Origin of the sequence: Moraxella osloensis (genome assembly GCF_001553955.1) — a bacterium.
GTDB classification, from domain to species: Bacteria; Pseudomonadota; Gammaproteobacteria; order Pseudomonadales; family Moraxellaceae; genus Faucicola; species Faucicola osloensis.
In genome coordinates, this window is record NZ_CP014234.1 from 1,950,561 (window position 1) to 1,969,522 (window position 18,962).

Below are 18,962 nucleotides of genomic sequence, written 5' to 3' on the forward strand. Positions count from 1 at the left end.
TTATCCATGATATGAGTTACTCAAAAACCGCTACCAACTTGATAGCGGTTTTTTTGTTTTTCACTTAAAATAGTAAAAAATTTTAGCAATCATTGTGGACATCATGCAGTTACAGCCCATTCCCAACTTTGCCATTCATTATCATAATCAAACGCTCGATTTATCTAATCCCCATATCATGGGTATTTTAAATGTCACCCCAGATTCATTTTCTGATGGTGGTCGATATAATCATATCGACCAAGGCTTGCGTCATACCGAGCAGATGATCAAAGACGGGGCGACGATTATCGATGTGGGTGGTGAATCTACTCGCCCAAATGCCAGCCCTGTGAGTGAGCAAGAAGAAGTTGACCGCGTCATCAAAGTGGTTGAAGCGATTAATCATAACTTTGGTGAGCAAGTGTGGGTGTCGGTCGATACCAGTAGCCCGACCGTGATGACACTCGCCAGTCAAGTCGGCGCCAAAATTTGGAATGATGTACGAGCCTTGACGCGCCCCGATGCCATTGCTACCGCTGCCAAACTCGATATCCCTGTCATGCTCATGCACATGCGCGGTGAGCCAACGACCATGAATCAGCTAGATAATTATCAAGATTTATATACCGATGTTATTAGCGAGTTACAGCAGCGCATTGATGAGGTTATGGAGGGTGGGGTCAGACGTGACAATCTTATCATTGACCCAGGGTTTGGCTTTGCCAAAAACGCCCAGCAAAATCTGGCATGGCTGAATGAATTTTATCGGTTGCATACGTTTAACTTACCTGTCATGGTGGCATTATCCCGTAAACGCTTTGTTGGGGAAGTCCTCAAGTCAGCCAATCTACCCCATGACCCTACCGATAGAGATGTTGCTAGTATGGTTGCAGGGCTATTTGCTGTGCAGCAAGGGGCGTGTATCTTGCGCACCCATAATGTAGCAGCGACTAAAGCAGGGCTTGCGATGTGGCAAGCGACGCAACAGGCAAAAGCTTAATAACAGGTAAAAAAATACATGAATTTAACGCGCAACGACAAGGATTTATCATGAGTGACAATCAGCCAGAACCTACATTAGAGCAGCGCAAAGTCATCTATCGTGCCAGACGCGGTCTAAAAGAACTCGATTATTATTTTGACCCGTATGTGAGAGCGCACTATCTACAAGCCGACTCACGAGAGCAGCAAATTTTTGCAGAATTGGTGAAAGAAGAAGATCCTGATTTGCTGGATTGGTTTTTACACAATCATCCGACCAAGCCAGAATTTGCTGATTTGATAGCCAAGCTCAAATCATTAAAAGCTTCTTCTTAATTGATTTAGATGAACGAGCGCTACTTGTCGCGTCATAACACCGCATTTATTGATATTGATGCCACGCTCAAACCCAGTGTGGATAAAAAACTGCTTTGGGGGGCTTGTTTATGGGTGGTTGTTGGCATTTTGGCACTCGTACCTTTGGCGCTTACCTATAAACTTTTACTAGGTATGGTCGCTATAGCCAGTCTTTGGTTCGGGCAAGTCTCTAGTTGTCACTTATTGGCTATTTCATCGTTACACGCCAAACCGCAAAGTAACAATCAAACCTTACCTTATGACAACTTTGATTTTTTAACTTGGCAAATCCAGTGGGTACGTGGGGTTGTCAAAGTACCTAAACAGGGTAAGCAAGCGGTTTGGCAGGCGAGCTTGAAGGGCATCGCTGATATGGGGTGCCTAATGATTTTAACGTTTGGGTTGATAGAATCAGTGCCAGCTAAAATCAGTGTAACCATTTGGCAAGATCAAGTGGATAGCGATACCTGGCGGCAATTTAAGGTGCTAGCGAACACAGTAGGGCGATAACAAAAATGGTATATAAGTTATGTTCAATGTTGCTACAATTAAATCAACCAAGTGTTGAAGCGACTGCGCATTTTAGTTTGAACTTAAGCGCAATTGGCATGCGTCAGCGCGGTATCATTGGTGATATACAACAATCATTGAAAAAGATAAAAGGGAATGACCATGGGTCTATTAACAAGTCTAGTAACACAAGTGGCGCAAAGTGCCATTCAAAGCAAAATGGGCCAAAGCAAAATGGGCGGTCAAAGCCAAGCCGATATGGGCGGCCTAGGCAATATTTTTGGTAATGTTTTAGGCGGCGGGGTGCAGCAGCCACAAATGCAGTCAAATGGTTTTGGATTGGATGATATCATCGGTATGGCGATGAACCAAAACCAAGGTATGTCGCAAATGTCTCAGGGTGGCGTGCTAGGACAAGTGCTAGGTAGCGTGCTAGGTAGTGGCATGGGCGGTGGTCTAGGTAGTGGCATGGGCAATAACGTGGGTATGAACCAATTTCCACAAAGTCAAAGTGGCTTTGGTGGTAAAGGTATGTTAATGGCGGCTTTATTGCCAATCGCGTTGATGTTTATCCAGCGAAATGGCGGTCTATCAGGCGCTTTTAATAAAATCCAAAATATGGGATTTGGTCATCAAGCCAATTCCTGGATGAGTGCGGACCAATCAAACCAACCGCTGGATCCCAATGATATCAATCAGCTATTTGATAATGATGAGTTGGCGCAAGTTGCAGCACAAACGGGCGTGGATCAAAGTGAAGTACGTCAAGGTATGGCGGAGCTTTTACCACAGTTATTTGATAGCTTGACGCCAAATGGCGACACCCGAACCGAACCTGAAGCCAATGACGAAATCAGCCAAATTTTATCGCAACTTTCACAATTTAAGCGCTAAGAGCGATTAAAAGTGAATTTAAATAGCATGACTACGAACCGCCATTTCAATTGAACTGGCGGTTTATTTACGATTATAAAATCTTGATGATAGGGCGATGATTTGCTCTTAGCCAATAATCATGAAATACCCAAAATAACTTACGATAATTGATAGGTAATTGGTTATGATAAAGATAAATATTATGATGAGAATGGATAGCGATATGTGCTGGTGTGGAACGATTAGTTATACATCTATTCACGAATTTAATTTCCAGCCATTTTAATGTTTGTTTGTGATTGCCAGATACGATTATTAGGCTAACTGGGTTTAACTCACAATAAAATGGGTCATGTGCATTACGGTAAAAAAGCGTTAATCGTTGTTCTTTTATTTCTCGATAGATACCAAAAATAAGTAAAAATATAAGGAAAATTAATGATATAAAAAATATAGTCTCTGTGTCTGGAATAAAAATTGCCACAGCAAACATCAGCGAAAAGATGACTATCATCACAGTAAGGATGATAACATTAAACGTGATAAAAGAGCGTTTTAACGTAATTTTGATGATAGGTAAATCATCACGATTTTTGGCGGTTTTAATCGTTGTTAAAATTTCAGTCAAGTCTTTGCTATTTTTACCAATATTAATCAAAATTTAAAATCCGTCAAATCGACTTGTTTACCCGTCCAAAGTGCAAAACTTAATGCCCCTTGATTGACCAGCATTCCTAAGCCATCCGAGGTTTTGGCATTTTTCGCCTTAAAAAAGTCCAAAAACGCCGAGGGTTTGCCATACATCATGTCATAGGCAAAATCGACCGTCATATCCTTGGCAAACGGCAATGTGTCACCGCTTAGACCTATCGACGTTGCATTGATAATCACCTCAATATCGTTGGGCAAATCCGTCAAACTTGAAAAGGTGAGCCTATCGGTATCAAATAATCGGGTTAAATTCTTTGCCTTTTCTACTGTGCGATTGGCAATATGCAGCGATTTTACTTGCGCATCTAGCAACGGCAAAATCGCGCCACGAGTCGCCCCACCTGCCCCCAAAATAGCAACGTTTGCGTCTTTTAATCTGACGCCTTGCGACAATAAATCCGCCACCAAACCGCGACCATCGGTATTGTCGCCATACAGCTTGCCGTCTTTGATGGCAAGGGTATTGACTGCACCCGCCAAGCGCGCGTATTCAGATAGCTCACCGCGCTGCTGGCACAGCGCAAATGCCATCTCTTTAAAAGGTACGGTCACATTTGCCCCTGTGCCACCGCCTGCAAAAAATGCTTCGATGACAGCGGTAAAGCTGTCGACATCGTTGGGACAATATTGGCGTTGGTAAGACAAAGTGATGCCCGTTTGTTGGGCAAAGGCTTGGTGCAAATCAGGCGATTTGCTATGGGCAATCGGATTGCCGATTACCATGCAGTGATAACGGACATTTGAATCAGGAATTGATGACATGGGAAAACCTATAATACGATGAGTAAAATTACCAATTCCCCTCACTTTACAATAACTGTGGCTACTATATCAATGCTGGGTTTTGATTGGCTAGGTTTTGATTGGGTGGGTGTAAAGCGCAGCATTTCATCGATTTGGCTAAAAATAACAACAAAAGCGTACTGTTAACCGCCACCAATGCCTTGTTACAATGCGCTATTCACACCAACCCGTTATACAATACACAATGAAGCTAATTGCCCGCAAAACGCTTTTTTTACCGCGTCAAAACCGCTCAGAACATCCGATAAACGTTACCCAAAAAGGCGCGACCCAAAAAGGTACTACCCAAAAAGGTACTACCCAAAAAGGTACTACCCAAAAAGACGTTACCCAAAAAGGCGCTAGCCAAAATAAACCCACTTGGCCAAACAATCTTGGCTGGGGATGGCTTATCTTAGCACTCACCTTAACTGGCTGTGATAAGGTCAAACAAATCGCCTCACAACGCAATGCCAGTGTGACCGCTAGCACTACCGCATCGACCACAGCCGCCAATCCGTCTATCAACCCTACCTCGCAGCCAACGCCTGTGGTCTATCCCATCAATGATTGGCAGCAACAAACGCTGGCAAACAAAGTCAGTATCCACGATACTGAAGCTATGATGTTACTGTTAGGTCAACCCATCACCATTGATACGCAAAGTTTGGACTATCGAAGCAACTTGGCGAGCAAATATAGTTTTGCCAAAACCGGTGAGCCGTATTTTAATTTGCTTGATTCGCCTATGTATATCGAGTTACAGTGGTATTATGCCAGTGCCCATGACAATGCCAGCGTTAAAAACACCAGCATCCAGCATGCCAAAACAGCGTTTCAGCTGACCCAACATTGGTTTGGGCAAGACGGCTCAGACATTGTTGCCCACATGGTGCAAGGACAGCCGATTAAAAATGCGAACTACCACGGAATTTTGGTAGAATTAGCACGCTGTGACAATTATCATTGTGATTTGGTGGTCAGAAAACCCACTGTCACCGCCAAAACCGCTAAAAAAAGCGGCTGATTGCTGCGGCTTTCACTGTCATACGGTCAACTATCAATTTAATCAAGTAGCCAAATAACCATGTGGTATTCATTCTCTGACGCTCAGTATGCCAAGCAAACGCCAATCACCGCTATCGATATTGATTCACGGGTCATAGCGTATGGCGATGGGTTTTTTACCACCATGGCGGTAGTTGCAGGACAAATCAATTGGCTGAGTTACCATTTAGATAGAATCGACGAGAGTGTCCATGCGTTACAACTTAATTTAACCAACGCGGACTTAGACGCCTTCAATTTAGACTCAGTCAATTTAGACGCAGCCAATTTAGAATCCCCCAATCACACTATCCGCGCATACTTTAATAGCCAGTTAGGCAGTTTCGCTAAAACCCTCAATCACGGTATGCTCAAGCTAATAGTCTGCCGAAAAAACCAACCTATCAAAGGCTATGGATTTTGTAACTGTCAATTTGACGCTTTTATTAAGCTTATGCCCACGGATAAGCCATTAGCACAGCAAGCCAATCAAGTCATCATCCAACCTGCCGCTAGCGCCATCTGTCTTACGCAGCAAATTGCTTGTTTACCAAAACCCTTGGTAGGACTTAAGCTACTAAATGCCCAAGATAAAGTGATGGCAAGTCACGAGCTGTGGCAGCACCAAACTCAAGATGCGCAAATGATTGATGGGCTGGTACAAGATGTGATGGGGCATTGGGTAGAAGGTACCTTTTGCAATGTGTTTTATCAGCTTAATCATGAAAACGTGTGGTACACACCGCCCATCAACCGCTCAGGGGTCAAAGGGGTAATGCGGCAGGTGTTATTGGCTAAGTTTGCCAAGTACAATAGGGCACATGAGGAGCGATATTTAGCCAGCGAGGAGTTAGCCAATATCACAAGCTTGTTTTTTTGCAATGCGGTACGCGGGATTTTGCCGATTCAAGCATTGATACTACCCGATGGGCAGTCGAAGGTGCTTGATTTGACCTCAATCCATACGCAAAAATTAACTTAAATCCTGTTGCTAGTAACTAAAAAAAATTGCTATTTTTGTCATTAATTGTTAAATTCTCGCTTATTGAGTCAATATAAGCCTTCTCTATGAACGACCCATCTAATAACAACCTGTCTAGTACCCCAGGCGGTTCTGAGCATCATCCTACTCAGCCCAGTGACGCCCCTCACGCCGCAGATATTCCAGATTCCCAATTGCAGGACAATCATAGCAAAGATAAGGGTATCGATGGCGAGGATATCGCGGATAAGGATGACGAAGACCCGCATAGCAAAAACGTCAATGGCAATGATGCTTGTCTGATTAATCGTTCAACGCGAGAATTCAATGACAACATCACCGGTAGAAACAAAAAAAATAAATACCGTCTATTGGGGCTGCTCGGGTTTATTGTATTGGTGCTGGGTTGGTTGTTATTTGCTTGGTATAACACGCTATATGGCACTATCACCCAACCAAAGCAGATGGTGACCATCAATAAAGGCCAAACCTACTATGCGCTGGTAGACGACTGGGATAAAAAGAAAAAACTGTTCGTCGCGCCACTTGCCAAACTATATATCAAAATGACGGTGGATAAACCGCTTCATCCAGGGGTCTATCAACTGCCTGAGAATCCAAGTTTTGCCAATTATTTAGCCATGCTACAACAAGGTGAGAAAGTCGCTTTTATTAAAGTGCAAATCATTGAAGGTAAAACAGCCAAAGATTTATATCAACATTTGACGGACAATAAAGGGATTAAAAACGAAGTTATCCATGGTAGCAAAGTTGACGTTGACAAACTTGGGCTCAATATCCCTGCTGACTATCACCCGAATGGCAACCTTGAAGGTTGGTTCTCACCGGATACCTATTATTTTAATGAAGGCAGTAGTGATAAAAAAGTGCTAACGGATTTATTTAACCGTCAACACACAGCATTGATGGAAAACTGGAACAATCGCCAAGCCAATCTGCCGTACAAGACACCGTATGAAGCGCTGATTATGGCATCAATTATTGAAAAAGAAACCAGTGTCGAAAGCGAGCGGGGTGAAGTGGCAGGCGTGTTCGTCAATCGTCTAAAGAGAAATATGCGCCTACAAACCGACCCTACCGTGATTTATGGCATGGGCGATCGTTACGATGGCAATATTCGCAAATCTGACCTTGAAGAAAAAACCGCTTACAACACCTACCAAATTGACGGCTTACCACCAACACCGATTGCCTTACCAAGTATTGCATCGATTAAAGCGGCACTTAACCCAAATCAAACCGATTCGCTATATTTTGTGGCAACAGGCAATGGCGGTCATAAATTTACCAGTAATTTAGAAGACCATAACCAAGCAGTGCAAGACTATTTGCGGGTGATGCGTGAAAAACGCGCCAGCCAAAACAGCCAATCAGGTCAGTAAAAAACGATACCCATGCAAACAGCTGCGAAAGCCCCTATTAGCGAACAATTTATCTCATTTGAAGGTACCGAAGGGGTGGGTAAATCCACCTTGATTGCCAATGTGGCAGCGCATTTGACCGCGCAAGGCATCGACTTTATCCAGACCCGAGAACCTGGCGGCAGTCCGTTTGCTGAGCAGTTACGCGCCATGTTACTTGACCCAGCAACGACCATGACAGAGGACAGTGAACTTTTATTGATGTTTGCGGCGCGTGCCGATCATGTGGCGCAAGTGATTTTGCCCGCGCTCGCTCAGGGTAAATGGGTGCTGTGTGACCGCTTTAGCGATTCCACTATTGCCTATCAAGGGTTTGGGCGCAAACAGGGCGATAGGGCAGAACTTAGCAAAATTGAATTACTGATTCATCAGTTTGTGGCAAAAATGCCAGATATGACCATTTGGCTAGATTTACCGGTCACAGAAGGGATGAGCCGTGCCAAAAATCGCGGCAAACTAGACCGCTTTGAGCAAAATCAGCTAGCGTTTTTTGAGCGGGTGCATCAAGGATTTGCTTATCAAGCACAGCAAGAACCGCAGCGTGTCAAACGCATTGATGCGCAGGGTACACCTGATGAAGTATTGGCAAAAGTGCTAACGCAGCTGGGTATTTAATGTTGTTATTTAGTGTTATTACTTAGTATCATAAAGCTTTTAGAATTATTATAAAAAAAGGGGATGATAAACATCTCCCTTTTTATCAGCCGTTGCCGTAAAACCACCGACTTTAGGCGGTGGATATAAGGCAACTCATACACTATAACGCTTGCATAAATTTTGCTAAAATAATTTGCATGAAAACACTCAAGCTACGCATACGAGACAAACATACTGATAAACTCAACCGCCTAAGCGGTTTGGTTAATTTCGTATGGAATTATGTCAATGACTTGAGTTACAAACACCTAAAAAAGACTGGTAAATTCTTTAGTGCTTACGACCTAAACGACTACACCAAAGGTAGCGGTGAACTGCTAGGCTTACACAGTCAGACTATCCAAGCCATCAATGAAACCCACGCCAAATCGCGTCGCCAATTCAAAAAAGCCAAACTAAACTGGCGAACCAACAACCCAAGCTCTAAGCGTAAATCGCTCGGTTGGCTACCGTTTAAACAATCTGCCATTAAGCATATTGCCACGCACCAAACAGGCAAAAAGGGCTTAAAATCCACCTTACAGCTTAGTTTAGCCAAAGGACAAAAACTAGTCATTGACCTATGGGACAGCTACAACCTTAGCCTATATCAAATTAACACACTAGAAATCGTCCAAGACAGCCGTAACCGTTGGTATGCCTGTATCACAGTCAAAGACTATCCCAAGACACAATGCGGAACAGGTAGTGTAGGCATTGACTTAGGACTTAAAGACAGTGCTACCGCCTCAAACGGTGACAAGCTAACCATTAAGCAAACGCTAAAATATGCAAAACAATTAGCTATAGCCCAACGCTCAAACAACAAAAAACGTATCAAGGCTATCCATGCCAAAATCAAAAACACAAGGCAAGACCTGATACACAAATTCACCACCCAATTAGTCAAAGACAATGCCCTAATCGTGGTCGGTGATGTGAAAACCACCCAATTTAACAGTAAAAAAGGCAAACTAGCCAAAAGCGTCTATGATGCAGGTTGGTTTGAACTCAAGCGACAACTGAACTACAAATGCGAGAACGCAGGTTGCCGTTTTGAAATCGTGAATGAGAGATACACGACCCAGCGATGTTCGTGTTGCGGTGAAATCACCGCCAATAGTCCGAAAGGTAGAAAATCGCTTGGAATAAGAGAATGGATATGTGCTTCGTGTGGCACATGGCATGATAGAGATATCAATGCCAGTAACAACATTCTTGCGGTCGGGCTTGACCGTCTTGTAGAAGGAATCCCCGAACGATAGGGAGGGGAGGAAGTCAATTAACCCATACTATGGCATAGATGGGGTTAAAATCACATCTGCCGCCACTGGCAAAGTTTGTGGAAAGTCTTTGTTGTAATGCAGTCCGCGCGATTCGTGGCGAAGTAGCGCCGAGCGCACAATCAGCTCAGAGACTAGCAGCAAATTACGCAATTCAATCAGATTTTTACTGACCACAAAGTTGGCGTAGTAATCATTGACTTCTTGTTTTAACAACAAAATGCGGTTGAGTGCGCGATGCAGGCGTTTGTCTGAGCGCACAATACCAACGTAGTGCCACATGCTTTGGCGCAGCTCATCCCAGTTTTGTAGCACGATGACTTCTTCGTCAGGGTCAGTCACATCTTGGCTGTCCCAGTCAGGGATAGTAGGAATGGGGGGAACGCGATTTTCTGCAAATGCAGCGGCAATATGCCGCGCTGCACTCATCCCGTACACAAAACATTCTAACAGCGAGTTACTCGCCATGCGATTGGCGCCATGCAGACCGGTAAAGGACGTTTCGCCCATGGCATATAGATTAAGCACGTCGGTTTGGGCATTTTCATTGACCATCACCCCACCACAGGTGTAGTGAGCGGCGGGTACCACGGGGATTTTATCTTGGGTCATGTCAATGCCCAGCTCTAGTAGCCGCTCATATAACATAGGGAAATGACCTTTAATAAACGCTGGGTCTCTATGAGTAATATCTAACCAAACATGACGTATTCCCAAACGCTTCATCTCAAAATCGATGGTGCGAGCCACGATGTCACGCGGTGCCAGCTCACCCCGTTCATCGAAGCGAAGCATAAAGCGCTCACCTTCTGGATGTTCTTTGGTTGCTGGCAGGCGCAGGTAGGCACCTTCACCGCGCATGGCTTCGGTGATTAAAAACGAACGCGCTTCTGGATGATATAGACAAGTAGGATGGAACTGATTAAATTCCAAATTCGCAACGCGGCAACCTGCGCGCCATGCCATCGCGATACCATCGCCCGTGGCAATATCTGGGTTAGATGTATACAAATACGCTTTTGATGCCCCGCCGCATGCTAAGGCGATAAAGGGCGCGGTAAAGGTAATGACTTGATTGGTGGCCAAATCAAGGGCGTACAGCCCCACGGCACGATTGGGCTCGCTAATCGGACTGTAGTTGTGTTTGCTAAGTTTGTTGGTGGTGATGACATCAATGGCAGCGACATACTCAAACAGTTTGACATTCGGACATTGTTTGACACGTTTGACTAACGTGGTAGAAATGGCCACCCCAGTGGCATCTGCCGCATGGATGATACGACGTTTGGTATGACCACCTTCACGGGTCAGGTGCAAGGTTTCGTTCTCATCCAAGGTAAACTTGACACCTTGTTTGAGCAAAAACTCCACCGCTTCTCGGCTATGCTCTACCGTAAAACGTACCGCATCTTCATGGCAAAGACCTGCCCCTGCAATCAAGGTATCATCGACATGCTCATCAACCGAGTCATCATCCGATAGTACTGCTGCCACGCCGCCTTGGGCATAAAAAGTGCTGGCTTCGGTGAGCTTGTCTTTTGCCAAAACCGCAATCGATAGATGGCTTGGCAAGGATAAAGCTAACGATAAACCTGCACCGCCACTGCCAACAATTACCACATCAAACGCGTGGCGATGGTTAGCCTGTGCTTGCGGCTGGAGAGTTTCTTTGATAGGGGAGTTTGACACATTAACGCTTGCTGTCATAAGGCTGACGTCCTTCAAATTAATGAGTTAAAGAGCCAAAAAATCTAAGCAAGCGCTGAGCAAATTGGGTCACCGTGCTACATTTAAAAGGCTGTGTTTAAAAGGCTATTTTAAAAGCTATGGTTAAAAGGCTATGGTTAAAAAGCCATGGGAAAATAAGCTATCATATCAGCTTTTATAAATGATGGCGGATTTTTTCTATGGTTTGTTTTTTAAGTAGCTAGCCCATCTAAATAGCCCATGGTTAAGGCTAAACAGGGTACGACGTATGCAAACGCGCTCGTCTTTGTTTTGCCGTCGCTGACAGACAATGGGGGAAAATGCAAAGTCAGGCGTTTTTTAAAGCAATTTAATACAAAAAACTCGCCTAGCTGTTAATCCATTTTTTGCGATATGATGATAGTTTAAATTGTCATATTCATCATTGCCATTTATAATGGGCGCTTTTTTTATACGTATTTGTCATGCAAATTATTGATTATTCAGTAAATTTAGGTAACGCTTGATATGGGTGGTAGCATGATTGGCAGTTGGCTAGGTCATCTTGGAGCGCTCATTGCCATTTTGGTAATCCTATGGTCGTGCCTAAAAACCGTGCAACTCAAAGCGCGAACAGATAACCTGCAAATCCTACTGCAACTGGTCAGCTTTTACGCGCGCTATTGGTTTGTTTGGTTGTTAGTGTGGGCAAACGTGCAGCTGCTGTATGACAACCAAATCATCTACTGGCTGCTTATCGCGTTATCGCTGTTGTATATCTATATGAGCTGGGTTGAGCCCAATCGGCTGCGCGTTTCGCGTTTTTCAATTAATTTGACCGTACCTGCGACCTATCAGTCCGCGACCGATATTTCATTGGTTGCGTCATCATCACAATCTATTAAGCGACAACCTATCAAACGACAAGCTGCAAAAATTGCGGTGCTGAGTGATATCCACATCGGTATATTTTCTAACCCCCATCAGTTAGCGCGTTTGGTAAAATGCCTTAACCGCTTGGATGTTGATGCGGTGCTGATTTTGGGTGATTGGTTATATCAAGCGACAACTTTGGATGCCCACCTAAGCCCATTTAAAACGCTAAACAAGCCTTGCTATACCGTCCTTAGCGATGCCGATACCCAGCAGGTTGTCGATGATGCGCAAAATAGCGAATCTGCTAGCAATATGCAGTTAATGAACATTTTACCAACCTTCGGTATTCAATTATTGCCTGAGCAAGGCTTGCGCATTGCCGGGATAAAAATCATAGGCATTCATAATGGCAGTACAATGGATTTACCGCGCGTGATTGAACAGCAGCGCAGCGCGGGGCAGCCATTAGTCATTGCCACCCATGATATCAAGCAGTTAGAAGCCAATCCACGAACCTTAAGTGACGCCAACAACGATACGTTGGTGATTGCGGGGCAAACGCATGGGGGGCAGGTCAATATACCTGTATTGACACCGCTGATGGTCAGAGCATTGACAGGCAATAAACTGGCGGCAGGGTTACGTCAACCCGATATACCCAAACAATCCGACTATCATCCCAAAGCACTCAATGCGGCTAACAAACCCAGCAAACGCTACCAAGTATGGGTGAATACTGGGATTGGCATGACAGGGTTGCCGTTTCGTTTTAATTGTCCCCCTACCATTGATGTGCTAACCATCCAAGTTCAAACGGCTAATACTTAACCAATCCCATTAAACAATCCGACTAATCAGGGTAAACCAGTCATTGCCTTATTATCAGGTTAAGTGGGGTCTATAACCTGATTTGCTACAGCGGTGCAGAAACTTGCGTTTGCTATCAAAGCGCTTAAACTTCGCCCCAAATGTATGCTACACTAGACAAAAATTTTCAAAAAATTGTCGCAGCTGTTACATATTCTACTTAAGGTTTTGTCCAAGGTATTGTTATGACCCCCATTTTAGATAAACTACAAGGCTCTATGGTCGCGCTTATTACACCTATGCATAGCAATGGTGACGTCGATTGGCAATCATTGGCAAATCTCATTGATTGGCAAATCGAGCAAGGTACGGACGTACTGGTATCGGTTGGTACGACCGGTGAATCCGCAACCTTATCGATGCAAGAGCATGTGGACGTCATTGAATTTACCATGAAGCAAGTGGGTGGTCGTATTCCCGTCATCGCGGGTACGGGCGCTAACAATACAGTTGAAGCCATTGAATTGACCCAGCACGCCAAACAAGCGGGGGCTGATGCCGCGCTGCTCGTGGTGCCCTACTACAATAAACCGACCCAAGAAGGGCTATACTTACACTATAAAGCCATTGCTGAAGCCGTGGACATTCCCCAAGTGCTATACAACGTACCCGGGCGCACTGTTGTTGATATGCAGCAAGCAACGGTCGAGCGCTTAGCGGACATCGAAAATATCATCGCAATTAAAGATGCGACCGGTGACGTGGCGCGTGGTGCCAAACTGATTGAAGCAGTAAAAGGTCGTATGAGCGTATTGTCAGGAGATGATGAAAGCGCGCTTGCGCTGATGCGTCATGGGGCAAAAGGCAATATTTCAGTGACCGCCAATGTCGCGCCAAAAATCATGAGCCAAATTTTTGGCTTGGCTCTCAAAGGTGATTTCGACCAAGCCGAAGCATTAAACCAAAAAATAGCCCATTTACACCAAGATTTATTTATCGAGTCAAGTCCCATTCCTGCAAAATATGCCTTATACAAAATGGGTCATATCGAGCAAGGTATCCGTTTACCATTAACTTGGCTTACCCCAGAACACCAACAAGTGATGGATGAAGCACTTGCCAAAGCAGGTTTACTATGAAAAAAACACGCAGCGCTAACCACAATCGATTCAACGCCCAGCTAGCCCTAGCTATCATTGCCTCTGCTAGCATTGCTATGACAGGCTGTACTACTTTTAAACGTAAAGTTGGCGACAATTCTTTGGACTATACCAAAACCAAAAAACTTGAACCCATCCAATTACCGGCAGATGCACAAACGCTGCCTTTTACGCCAGTTTATGCCGTGCCGCAATCAGGCGAAAATACGTTAAAAATCACAAAAGAAGGCAGTAAGCGTTTTGAGCTACCGCGTCCGATTAGTACCGTAAAATAAAGAGTGGCTGACAGCATTCATGATAGTTGGCAGCTTGTGTTGCTAACCGCGTATCAGCCAATCAATGCAACTGTCATAAATTAACTACACTGAGCCAACCTTAGCCAATCTTAAACAGCCATTTGGGAATTACCATGCAAAAACTCGATTTACTTTATAAAGGCAAAGCAAAATCCGTCTTCGAAACTGACAATCCAGATTACCTGATTTTAGAATTTCGTGATGATACCTCTGCATTCAACGGCGAGCGTATCGAACAGTTAGCGCGTAAAGGCAAAGTCAATAACCGCTTTAATGCCTTTATCATGCAAAAACTCAGCGAAGCCGGCATCGAAACCCATTTTGAACAGCAATTATCGGATGAAGAAGTGCTGGTCAAACGCCTAACAATGATTCCCGTCGAGTGTGTGGTACGTAACTATGCGGCAGGCAGCCTAGTACGTCGCTTAGGCTTACAAGAAGGTCAAGCGTTGACGCCACCTACCTTTGAATTGTTCTATAAAGATGACGGTCTGGGCGACCCGATGGTAAATGATTCGTTAGCGGTATCACTCGGCTGGGCAACGCAAGCACAACTGGATGAAATGAAAGCCTTAACCTTTAAAGTCAATGACGTGTTATCAAAAATGTTTGATGACGGGGGTTTGATGTTGGTGGATTTCAAACTAGAATTTGGGGTATTCAAAGACCGTATCGTACTGGGCGATGAGTTCTCGCCCGACGGTTGCCGTGTCTGGGACAAACAAACCAAGAAAAAACTGGATAAAGACCGTTTCCGTCAAAGCCTAGGTGATGTGGTCGAAGGTTATGAAGAAGTTGCTAAGCGTATTGGCGTGTCTTTGGTTGATGAGTCAGGTGGTTGATGAGTCAGGTCGATAAATCGGACGCATTCATCAAGCTAGCTAAGCGCTACAGCGAATCTAATTAAGTCCAATTAAGTTTGGATGACATGTGAAATAGATAAACATCTAAAACTGGGGCTTGCTCCAGTTTTGTGTTTTTAGGCTTAAATTTAGGTTTTTAGCGATAAAAATTACCCACAAGTAAGGTTATCAAAACAAGTGCTCGAGAAGACTCACTTATTTGAGTTAATTTTATGACGCCTAATCATGGGTGTTGTATGACTGAGTCTATCAATCGCCCAATCCCAAGACAGTCATCACCCCATCGAGTCCTGCGACCGTTACCGCATAATTCGCTTGGTCGCGCACAATCGGTTTGGCACGATAGGCTATACCGATATCAGCTAGCCCTAGCATTGGCAAGTCATTAGCGCCATCGCCGACAGCGACAGTCTCTGACAGCTTAATGCCTAGACGCTGTGCCACGGCTTGCAAAATTTCGGCTTTACGCTTGCCATCTACAATCGCTGAGGTGATTTCACCTGTCACTAGATTATCGACGATATCTAGGTCATTGGCATAACTTTCATCCATCCCTAAGCTGTTTTTCACGTATTCGGCAAAATAGTTAAAGCCGCCTGAGACCAATACCACATAGTAACCATGATTTTTCAATGCGCTAATCAAGCGTTTTGCCCCTGGGCTAAAGGTAATGTGATTGGCAATAATGTCTTCGAGCACCTCACTTGATAACCCTTTAAGCAAAGTCACACGGCGAGTAAAGCTTTCGGCAAAATCAATTTCCCCACGCATGGCAGATTCGGTGATCGTATCGACTTGCTCACCAATCCCGGCTTTTTTTGCCAATTCCACAATCACTTCTTGCTCAATCAACGTCGAATCCATATCAAACAACGCCAGTTTATGCGGGCGTACCAATGTCGCAAGGGGCATGACATTGATATCTACGTGATAGAGGTTGTTGGTGGCGATTTGTTTGATCCGTTGCGGTAAGTCGTTGATATCGCTATCTGATTCCAGCGTCACAATCCAGCGAATCGTCGTCACAGGGCTGGTTTGCTCAGCTTGGGCGAGCGTGTCATTGGCTTGCCAATCAAGCTCATTGACTAGGGTGTCTTGATGTAAGAGGCGAATGGCAGGGTGAAGGCTTGCAAGGGTTTCGCTGACTTGGCTCAATAGCCCCAATTCAAACTTGGCAGCGCTTAGGGTAATCGCGTAACTATGGGGGAAATGCTGATTAAGTTGATACAAAAAATTCGTCGTCATGGTAGTTTACCCCTTGTATGCCAAAAAAATAAACATGATAATGTAGCATTTAATCGCTCCTAAAGAAAGTTTAATCTACCCATGAATCATCTAGCCCCCCGTCAAGGCAAATTCGCTATTGTGCTACTTATTAGTTTTTGTTTACATTTTTTGATGCTGACTTTTAGTAGTGAAAAATCCCAATACGAGCAGCGTACCCAAAAGGGTGAAAAAATTGTTGAACAGTTAGCCAAAGAAGCCATGGTGGGCATCACCAGCCAAGATAGAATTAGCCTGAGCGTCTTGGCAAACCGCTACCAAGTTGATCAGGAAGTCGCCAAGCTTGTCATCAGCGACCAAAATAATCAGCCGTTGGTGCAAACGGGACAAGCGCAAAACGACGTGGGGCAGGTGATTGACAAGCCCATTATCCAAAATAACCAAGTCCTCGGTCGCGCCACCATCACCATGAAAGCGGTCTCCAAAGGTGAGATTGTCAGTAGTCAATGGTTGTTTGTATTAGGGTCAGCAATTTTGCATGGGTTTTTATGGTTGATTTATGGCTATATGGCGCGTCCAACGCAGGAACAGCTTGCGCAATTGGGTGAAAAAGTCCAGCAGCATATCGCGCTTGCGCGTGGTAGCCTAGCACCTAGCAACAGGGTATTGACAGCCGATGGTGAATTACAGTTAGATGAAGACACCTTGTACAATAAAGCAGAAGATAGCAGCGCCACCGCGCAACCTGCCGCCACTGGCAAAACCATCAATGATTTTTTAAATCGAGAAAAATCAAAATCCGCTAAAGACGACCCCCAAACCCAGCCTACAGCCACTGATGCGACTGACAATCTGGCTCAAGAAAATACAGTAGACAGCCAAAAACAGCCTGAAATTGAATTACAAATTCATTTTTATGACCAGTATCATCTGCTAAAACGGGTGGCACCTGAAGTTGCAAAACCGTACTTTCAATTATGTAATCAGCTATTGATGCGCGCATCAAACAGTTTGTTTAATTCCTCAAACAATGTGTTAAATCGCTATATCAAAGACGTGTATATCAAAGACAACTCGCATTTTAATGCCAATGGCGCAGTCATTCATCTAGCAGGTAAAGCCGAGCAATTGCCACTGGCAGCGGTGCTGTTGTCAAAATTGTTGATTATCCTCAACCAAGTGGTATACGAAAAACACCGTGAGCTATCGCGTTTTGCCTTGCCATTAACCATCGGTACCAGTATCAGTCATCAATTCGATGACGTACAAAAACTGATGGCAAACCACGCCAAAGAAGATGGTTTATTGCTCCTGTATCCGCTGGATTTACTTAAAACGTTAGATGGTAAAGTGCAGTTTAAAAACCTGCAACATCCGACCACTATCACAGAGCGTGAGATGGTTTGGTACAACGGTTTATCAGAATCCTTGATGACCGAACTCATTGCCAAACGCGATGATATTTTGACCGCCACAGAAAAATAAACGAATCATGGCTATTTTTTCTTTCGCCACTTGACTTGACCGACAAAACCCATTATAAGGCTTTATGAAATTGCAAATTTATCGAATCGACCAGCGAAAGGAGCAATAAATGGCTGATCCAGATATTGATGATAGCTTTGAAGATGACAATTTTGATGATGACGATGACGCGCGACTCGTGGATGACGACGCATCGGGTCGAAGTCGGGCAAGTAGTCTTGAAAAACGTCGTTTGATTGACAATTTATTGGAAGAAAAGCGTCTAGAGCGCTCACTCAAAGACAGCTTTGATGACGATCTTGATGACTTAGACGATGACGACGATTTTGATGATGATGAGTTGTAAGTCAAGCAAAAGGTTAATACAGTCGGTATTAACCTTTCTTTTTTCAATCCGCTTTTTTGATAGAATACTAGGATAACTACCATGGATTTTGATGATTTAATCGATTTTTTAGACAGTGATGACAACGAATTTGGGCTATCGAGTATCGCCACACACGGCTTTTTAACTGCCTCTATTGTCGGCAAACCTTTAGACAATTGGCAAACCTATCTTTTTGAAGGGCATGAAAAACAAGTCAAGCCAGAGGTGTTATCAGCCATTGAACAGTGGCGTGATGAGCTGCAAGCCATGCTGCAAGATGAGCGTGAAATTGAGCTGCCTTTTGATGTCGACGAAACTGACTATCTCGATATTGAAAACTCAGAAATCAGCGAATGGTCAGTGGGCTTTGTTGATGCCATGTATGCCAGCGATGACGAAGAAGATGATTGGTTTGATGATGACGACAGCGAAGAAGATGTGGCAATGCTGACGTTACCGATGATTTTGTTTAGTGGCATTGATGAAGACCAACCGGATATGCAAGAGCTACTCAAAGACCCAGAAACCATGAGCCAAATGGCACAAGCCATAGAAAAAAACATCGTTGAGCTGTTCTTACTCTTTCATACCAATGATTAATGGTAGTC

20 protein-coding genes are annotated in these 18,962 nt (G+C 44.3%); 16 read left to right on the forward strand and 4 right to left on the reverse strand.

The window, feature by feature from the left end:
* Positions 1-103 precede the first annotated feature (103 nt).
* The 4 genes from folP to AXE82_RS08595 all read left to right on the forward strand — a co-directional run bounded on the left by folP (position 104) and on the right by AXE82_RS08595 (position 2,724).
* Complete coding sequence (gene folP, locus AXE82_RS08580) at positions 104-982, forward strand: dihydropteroate synthase (protein WP_062334907.1); 879 nt, start codon at positions 104-106, stop codon at positions 980-982.
* 50 nt (positions 983-1,032) lie between these two features.
* Positions 1,033-1,299: an FAD assembly factor SdhE gene (locus AXE82_RS08585; protein WP_062333662.1), complete on the forward strand. Its 267-nt coding sequence runs from the start codon at positions 1,033-1,035 to the stop codon at positions 1,297-1,299.
* 24 nt (positions 1,300-1,323) lie between these two features.
* Positions 1,324-1,830, forward strand: coding sequence for a hypothetical protein (locus AXE82_RS08590; RefSeq protein WP_147285569.1), 507 nt, complete (start codon positions 1,324-1,326; stop codon positions 1,828-1,830).
* A gap of 162 nt (positions 1,831-1,992) precedes the next feature.
* A complete protein-coding gene (locus AXE82_RS08595; protein ID WP_062333666.1) occupies positions 1,993-2,724 on the forward strand; it encodes a YidB family protein in 732 nt (243 codons plus the stop codon).
* A 73-nt stretch (positions 2,725-2,797) separates the two neighbouring features.
* On the opposite strand, the gene AXE82_RS08600 is transcribed toward AXE82_RS08595, so the two are convergent.
* Both AXE82_RS08600 and aroE read right to left on the reverse strand, forming a co-directional pair.
* Positions 2,798-3,364 (reverse strand): hypothetical protein, encoded by a 567-nt coding sequence (locus tag AXE82_RS08600; protein WP_062333669.1) that lies wholly within the window; start codon positions 3,362-3,364, stop codon positions 2,798-2,800.
* A complete protein-coding gene (aroE, locus tag AXE82_RS08605) occupies positions 3,361-4,179 on the reverse strand; it encodes a shikimate dehydrogenase (protein ID WP_062333671.1) in 819 nt (272 codons plus the stop codon). The genes AXE82_RS08600 and aroE overlap by 4 nt, the downstream gene beginning before the upstream one ends.
* 226 nt (positions 4,180-4,405) lie before the next feature.
* Here aroE and AXE82_RS08610 point away from each other — a divergent pair, with 226 nt between their 5' ends.
* The 5 genes from AXE82_RS08610 to AXE82_RS08630 all read left to right on the forward strand — a co-directional run bounded on the left by AXE82_RS08610 (position 4,406) and on the right by AXE82_RS08630 (position 9,572).
* Complete coding sequence (locus tag AXE82_RS08610; protein ID WP_062333672.1) at positions 4,406-5,227, forward strand: hypothetical protein; 822 nt, start codon at positions 4,406-4,408, stop codon at positions 5,225-5,227.
* Between the two features lie 60 nt (positions 5,228-5,287).
* On the forward strand, positions 5,288-6,229 hold the full coding sequence (locus tag AXE82_RS08615) for an aminotransferase class IV (protein WP_062333675.1): 942 nt from the start codon (positions 5,288-5,290) through the stop codon (positions 6,227-6,229).
* Positions 6,230-6,315: 86 nt separating this feature from the next.
* Entirely contained in the window at positions 6,316-7,632 is a 1,317-nt protein-coding gene (gene mltG / locus AXE82_RS08620) for an endolytic transglycosylase MltG (protein WP_062333677.1), read from the forward strand.
* Positions 7,633-7,644: 12 nt separating this feature from the next.
* Complete coding sequence (gene tmk, locus AXE82_RS08625; protein WP_062333687.1) at positions 7,645-8,286, forward strand: dTMP kinase; 642 nt, start codon at positions 7,645-7,647, stop codon at positions 8,284-8,286.
* A gap of 179 nt (positions 8,287-8,465) precedes the next feature.
* A complete protein-coding gene (locus tag AXE82_RS08630; protein WP_062333690.1) occupies positions 8,466-9,572 on the forward strand; it encodes an RNA-guided endonuclease InsQ/TnpB family protein in 1,107 nt (368 codons plus the stop codon).
* 27 nt (positions 9,573-9,599) lie between these two features.
* Here AXE82_RS08630 and nadB read toward each other — a convergent pair whose 3' ends face one another.
* Positions 9,600-11,297, reverse strand: coding sequence for an L-aspartate oxidase (nadB, locus tag AXE82_RS08635; RefSeq protein ID WP_267284284.1), 1,698 nt, complete (start codon positions 11,295-11,297; stop codon positions 9,600-9,602).
* A 519-nt stretch (positions 11,298-11,816) separates the two neighbouring features.
* Here nadB and AXE82_RS08640 point away from each other — a divergent pair.
* From AXE82_RS08640 to purC, 4 genes are all read left to right on the forward strand, one after another.
* A complete protein-coding gene (locus AXE82_RS08640) occupies positions 11,817-12,980 on the forward strand; it encodes a metallophosphoesterase (RefSeq protein WP_065252149.1) in 1,164 nt (387 codons plus the stop codon).
* 224 nt (positions 12,981-13,204) lie between these two features.
* Positions 13,205-14,098 carry a 4-hydroxy-tetrahydrodipicolinate synthase gene (gene dapA / locus AXE82_RS08645; RefSeq protein WP_036594521.1) on the forward strand — a complete coding sequence of 298 codons (894 nt, stop codon included), beginning with the start codon at positions 13,205-13,207 and terminating at the stop codon, positions 14,096-14,098.
* Entirely contained in the window at positions 14,095-14,394 is a 300-nt protein-coding gene (locus tag AXE82_RS08650) for a hypothetical protein (protein ID WP_051499973.1), read from the forward strand. Before dapA ends, AXE82_RS08650 begins: the two co-directional genes overlap by 4 nt.
* A gap of 134 nt (positions 14,395-14,528) precedes the next feature.
* Complete coding sequence (gene purC, locus AXE82_RS08655; protein WP_036594523.1) at positions 14,529-15,257, forward strand: phosphoribosylaminoimidazolesuccinocarboxamide synthase; 729 nt, start codon at positions 14,529-14,531, stop codon at positions 15,255-15,257.
* Positions 15,258-15,527: 270 nt separating this feature from the next.
* On the opposite strand, the gene serB is transcribed toward purC, so the two are convergent.
* On the reverse strand, positions 15,528-16,523 hold the full coding sequence (serB, locus tag AXE82_RS08660; RefSeq protein ID WP_062333695.1) for a phosphoserine phosphatase SerB: 996 nt from the start codon (positions 16,521-16,523) through the stop codon (positions 15,528-15,530).
* 81 nt (positions 16,524-16,604) lie between these two features.
* Here serB and AXE82_RS08665 point away from each other — a divergent pair, with 81 nt between their 5' ends.
* The 3 genes from AXE82_RS08665 (at position 16,605) to AXE82_RS08675 (ending at position 18,954) form a co-directional block, all read left to right on the forward strand.
* A complete protein-coding gene (locus AXE82_RS08665) occupies positions 16,605-17,987 on the forward strand; it encodes a hypothetical protein (RefSeq protein WP_062333697.1) in 1,383 nt (460 codons plus the stop codon).
* Positions 17,988-18,096: 109 nt separating this feature from the next.
* The gene (locus AXE82_RS08670) at positions 18,097-18,333 is read left to right on the forward strand and encodes a PA3496 family putative envelope integrity protein (protein ID WP_007116151.1); all 237 of its coding nucleotides are present in this window, start codon (positions 18,097-18,099) and stop codon (positions 18,331-18,333) included.
* An 81-nt stretch (positions 18,334-18,414) separates the two neighbouring features.
* Complete coding sequence (locus tag AXE82_RS08675) at positions 18,415-18,954, forward strand: YecA/YgfB family protein (RefSeq protein WP_062333699.1); 540 nt, start codon at positions 18,415-18,417, stop codon at positions 18,952-18,954.
* Positions 18,955-18,962: the final 8 nt, after the last annotated feature.

Coding starts and splice junctions, on each gene's coding strand:
- tmk (WP_062333687.1), top strand. CDS start 7,645: ATGCAAACAGCTGCGAAAGCCCCTATTAGCGAACAATTTATCTCATTT.
- folP (WP_062334907.1), top strand. CDS start 104: ATGCAGTTACAGCCCATTCCCAACTTTGCCATTCATTATCATAATCAA.
- AXE82_RS08640 (WP_065252149.1), top strand. CDS start 11,817: ATGATTGGCAGTTGGCTAGGTCATCTTGGAGCGCTCATTGCCATTTTG.
- purC (WP_036594523.1), top strand. CDS start 14,529: ATGCAAAAACTCGATTTACTTTATAAAGGCAAAGCAAAATCCGTCTTC.
- AXE82_RS08610 (WP_062333672.1), top strand. CDS start 4,406: ATGAAGCTAATTGCCCGCAAAACGCTTTTTTTACCGCGTCAAAACCGC.
- AXE82_RS08630 (WP_062333690.1), top strand. CDS start 8,466: ATGAAAACACTCAAGCTACGCATACGAGACAAACATACTGATAAACTC.
- dapA (WP_036594521.1), top strand. CDS start 13,205: ATGACCCCCATTTTAGATAAACTACAAGGCTCTATGGTCGCGCTTATT.
- AXE82_RS08665 (WP_062333697.1), top strand. CDS start 16,605: ATGAATCATCTAGCCCCCCGTCAAGGCAAATTCGCTATTGTGCTACTT.
- mltG (WP_062333677.1), top strand. CDS start 6,316: ATGAACGACCCATCTAATAACAACCTGTCTAGTACCCCAGGCGGTTCT.
- AXE82_RS08650 (WP_051499973.1), top strand. CDS start 14,095: ATGAAAAAAACACGCAGCGCTAACCACAATCGATTCAACGCCCAGCTA.
- nadB (WP_267284284.1), bottom strand. CDS start 11,297: ATGACAGCAAGCGTTAATGTGTCAAACTCCCCTATCAAAGAAACTCTC.
- AXE82_RS08675 (WP_062333699.1), top strand. CDS start 18,415: ATGGATTTTGATGATTTAATCGATTTTTTAGACAGTGATGACAACGAA.
- serB (WP_062333695.1), bottom strand. CDS start 16,523: ATGACGACGAATTTTTTGTATCAACTTAATCAGCATTTCCCCCATAGT.
- AXE82_RS08670 (WP_007116151.1), top strand. CDS start 18,097: ATGGCTGATCCAGATATTGATGATAGCTTTGAAGATGACAATTTTGAT.
- AXE82_RS08595 (WP_062333666.1), top strand. CDS start 1,993: ATGGGTCTATTAACAAGTCTAGTAACACAAGTGGCGCAAAGTGCCATT.
- AXE82_RS08615 (WP_062333675.1), top strand. CDS start 5,288: ATGTGGTATTCATTCTCTGACGCTCAGTATGCCAAGCAAACGCCAATC.
- aroE (WP_062333671.1), bottom strand. CDS start 4,179: ATGTCATCAATTCCTGATTCAAATGTCCGTTATCACTGCATGGTAATC.
- AXE82_RS08585 (WP_062333662.1), top strand. CDS start 1,033: ATGAGTGACAATCAGCCAGAACCTACATTAGAGCAGCGCAAAGTCATC.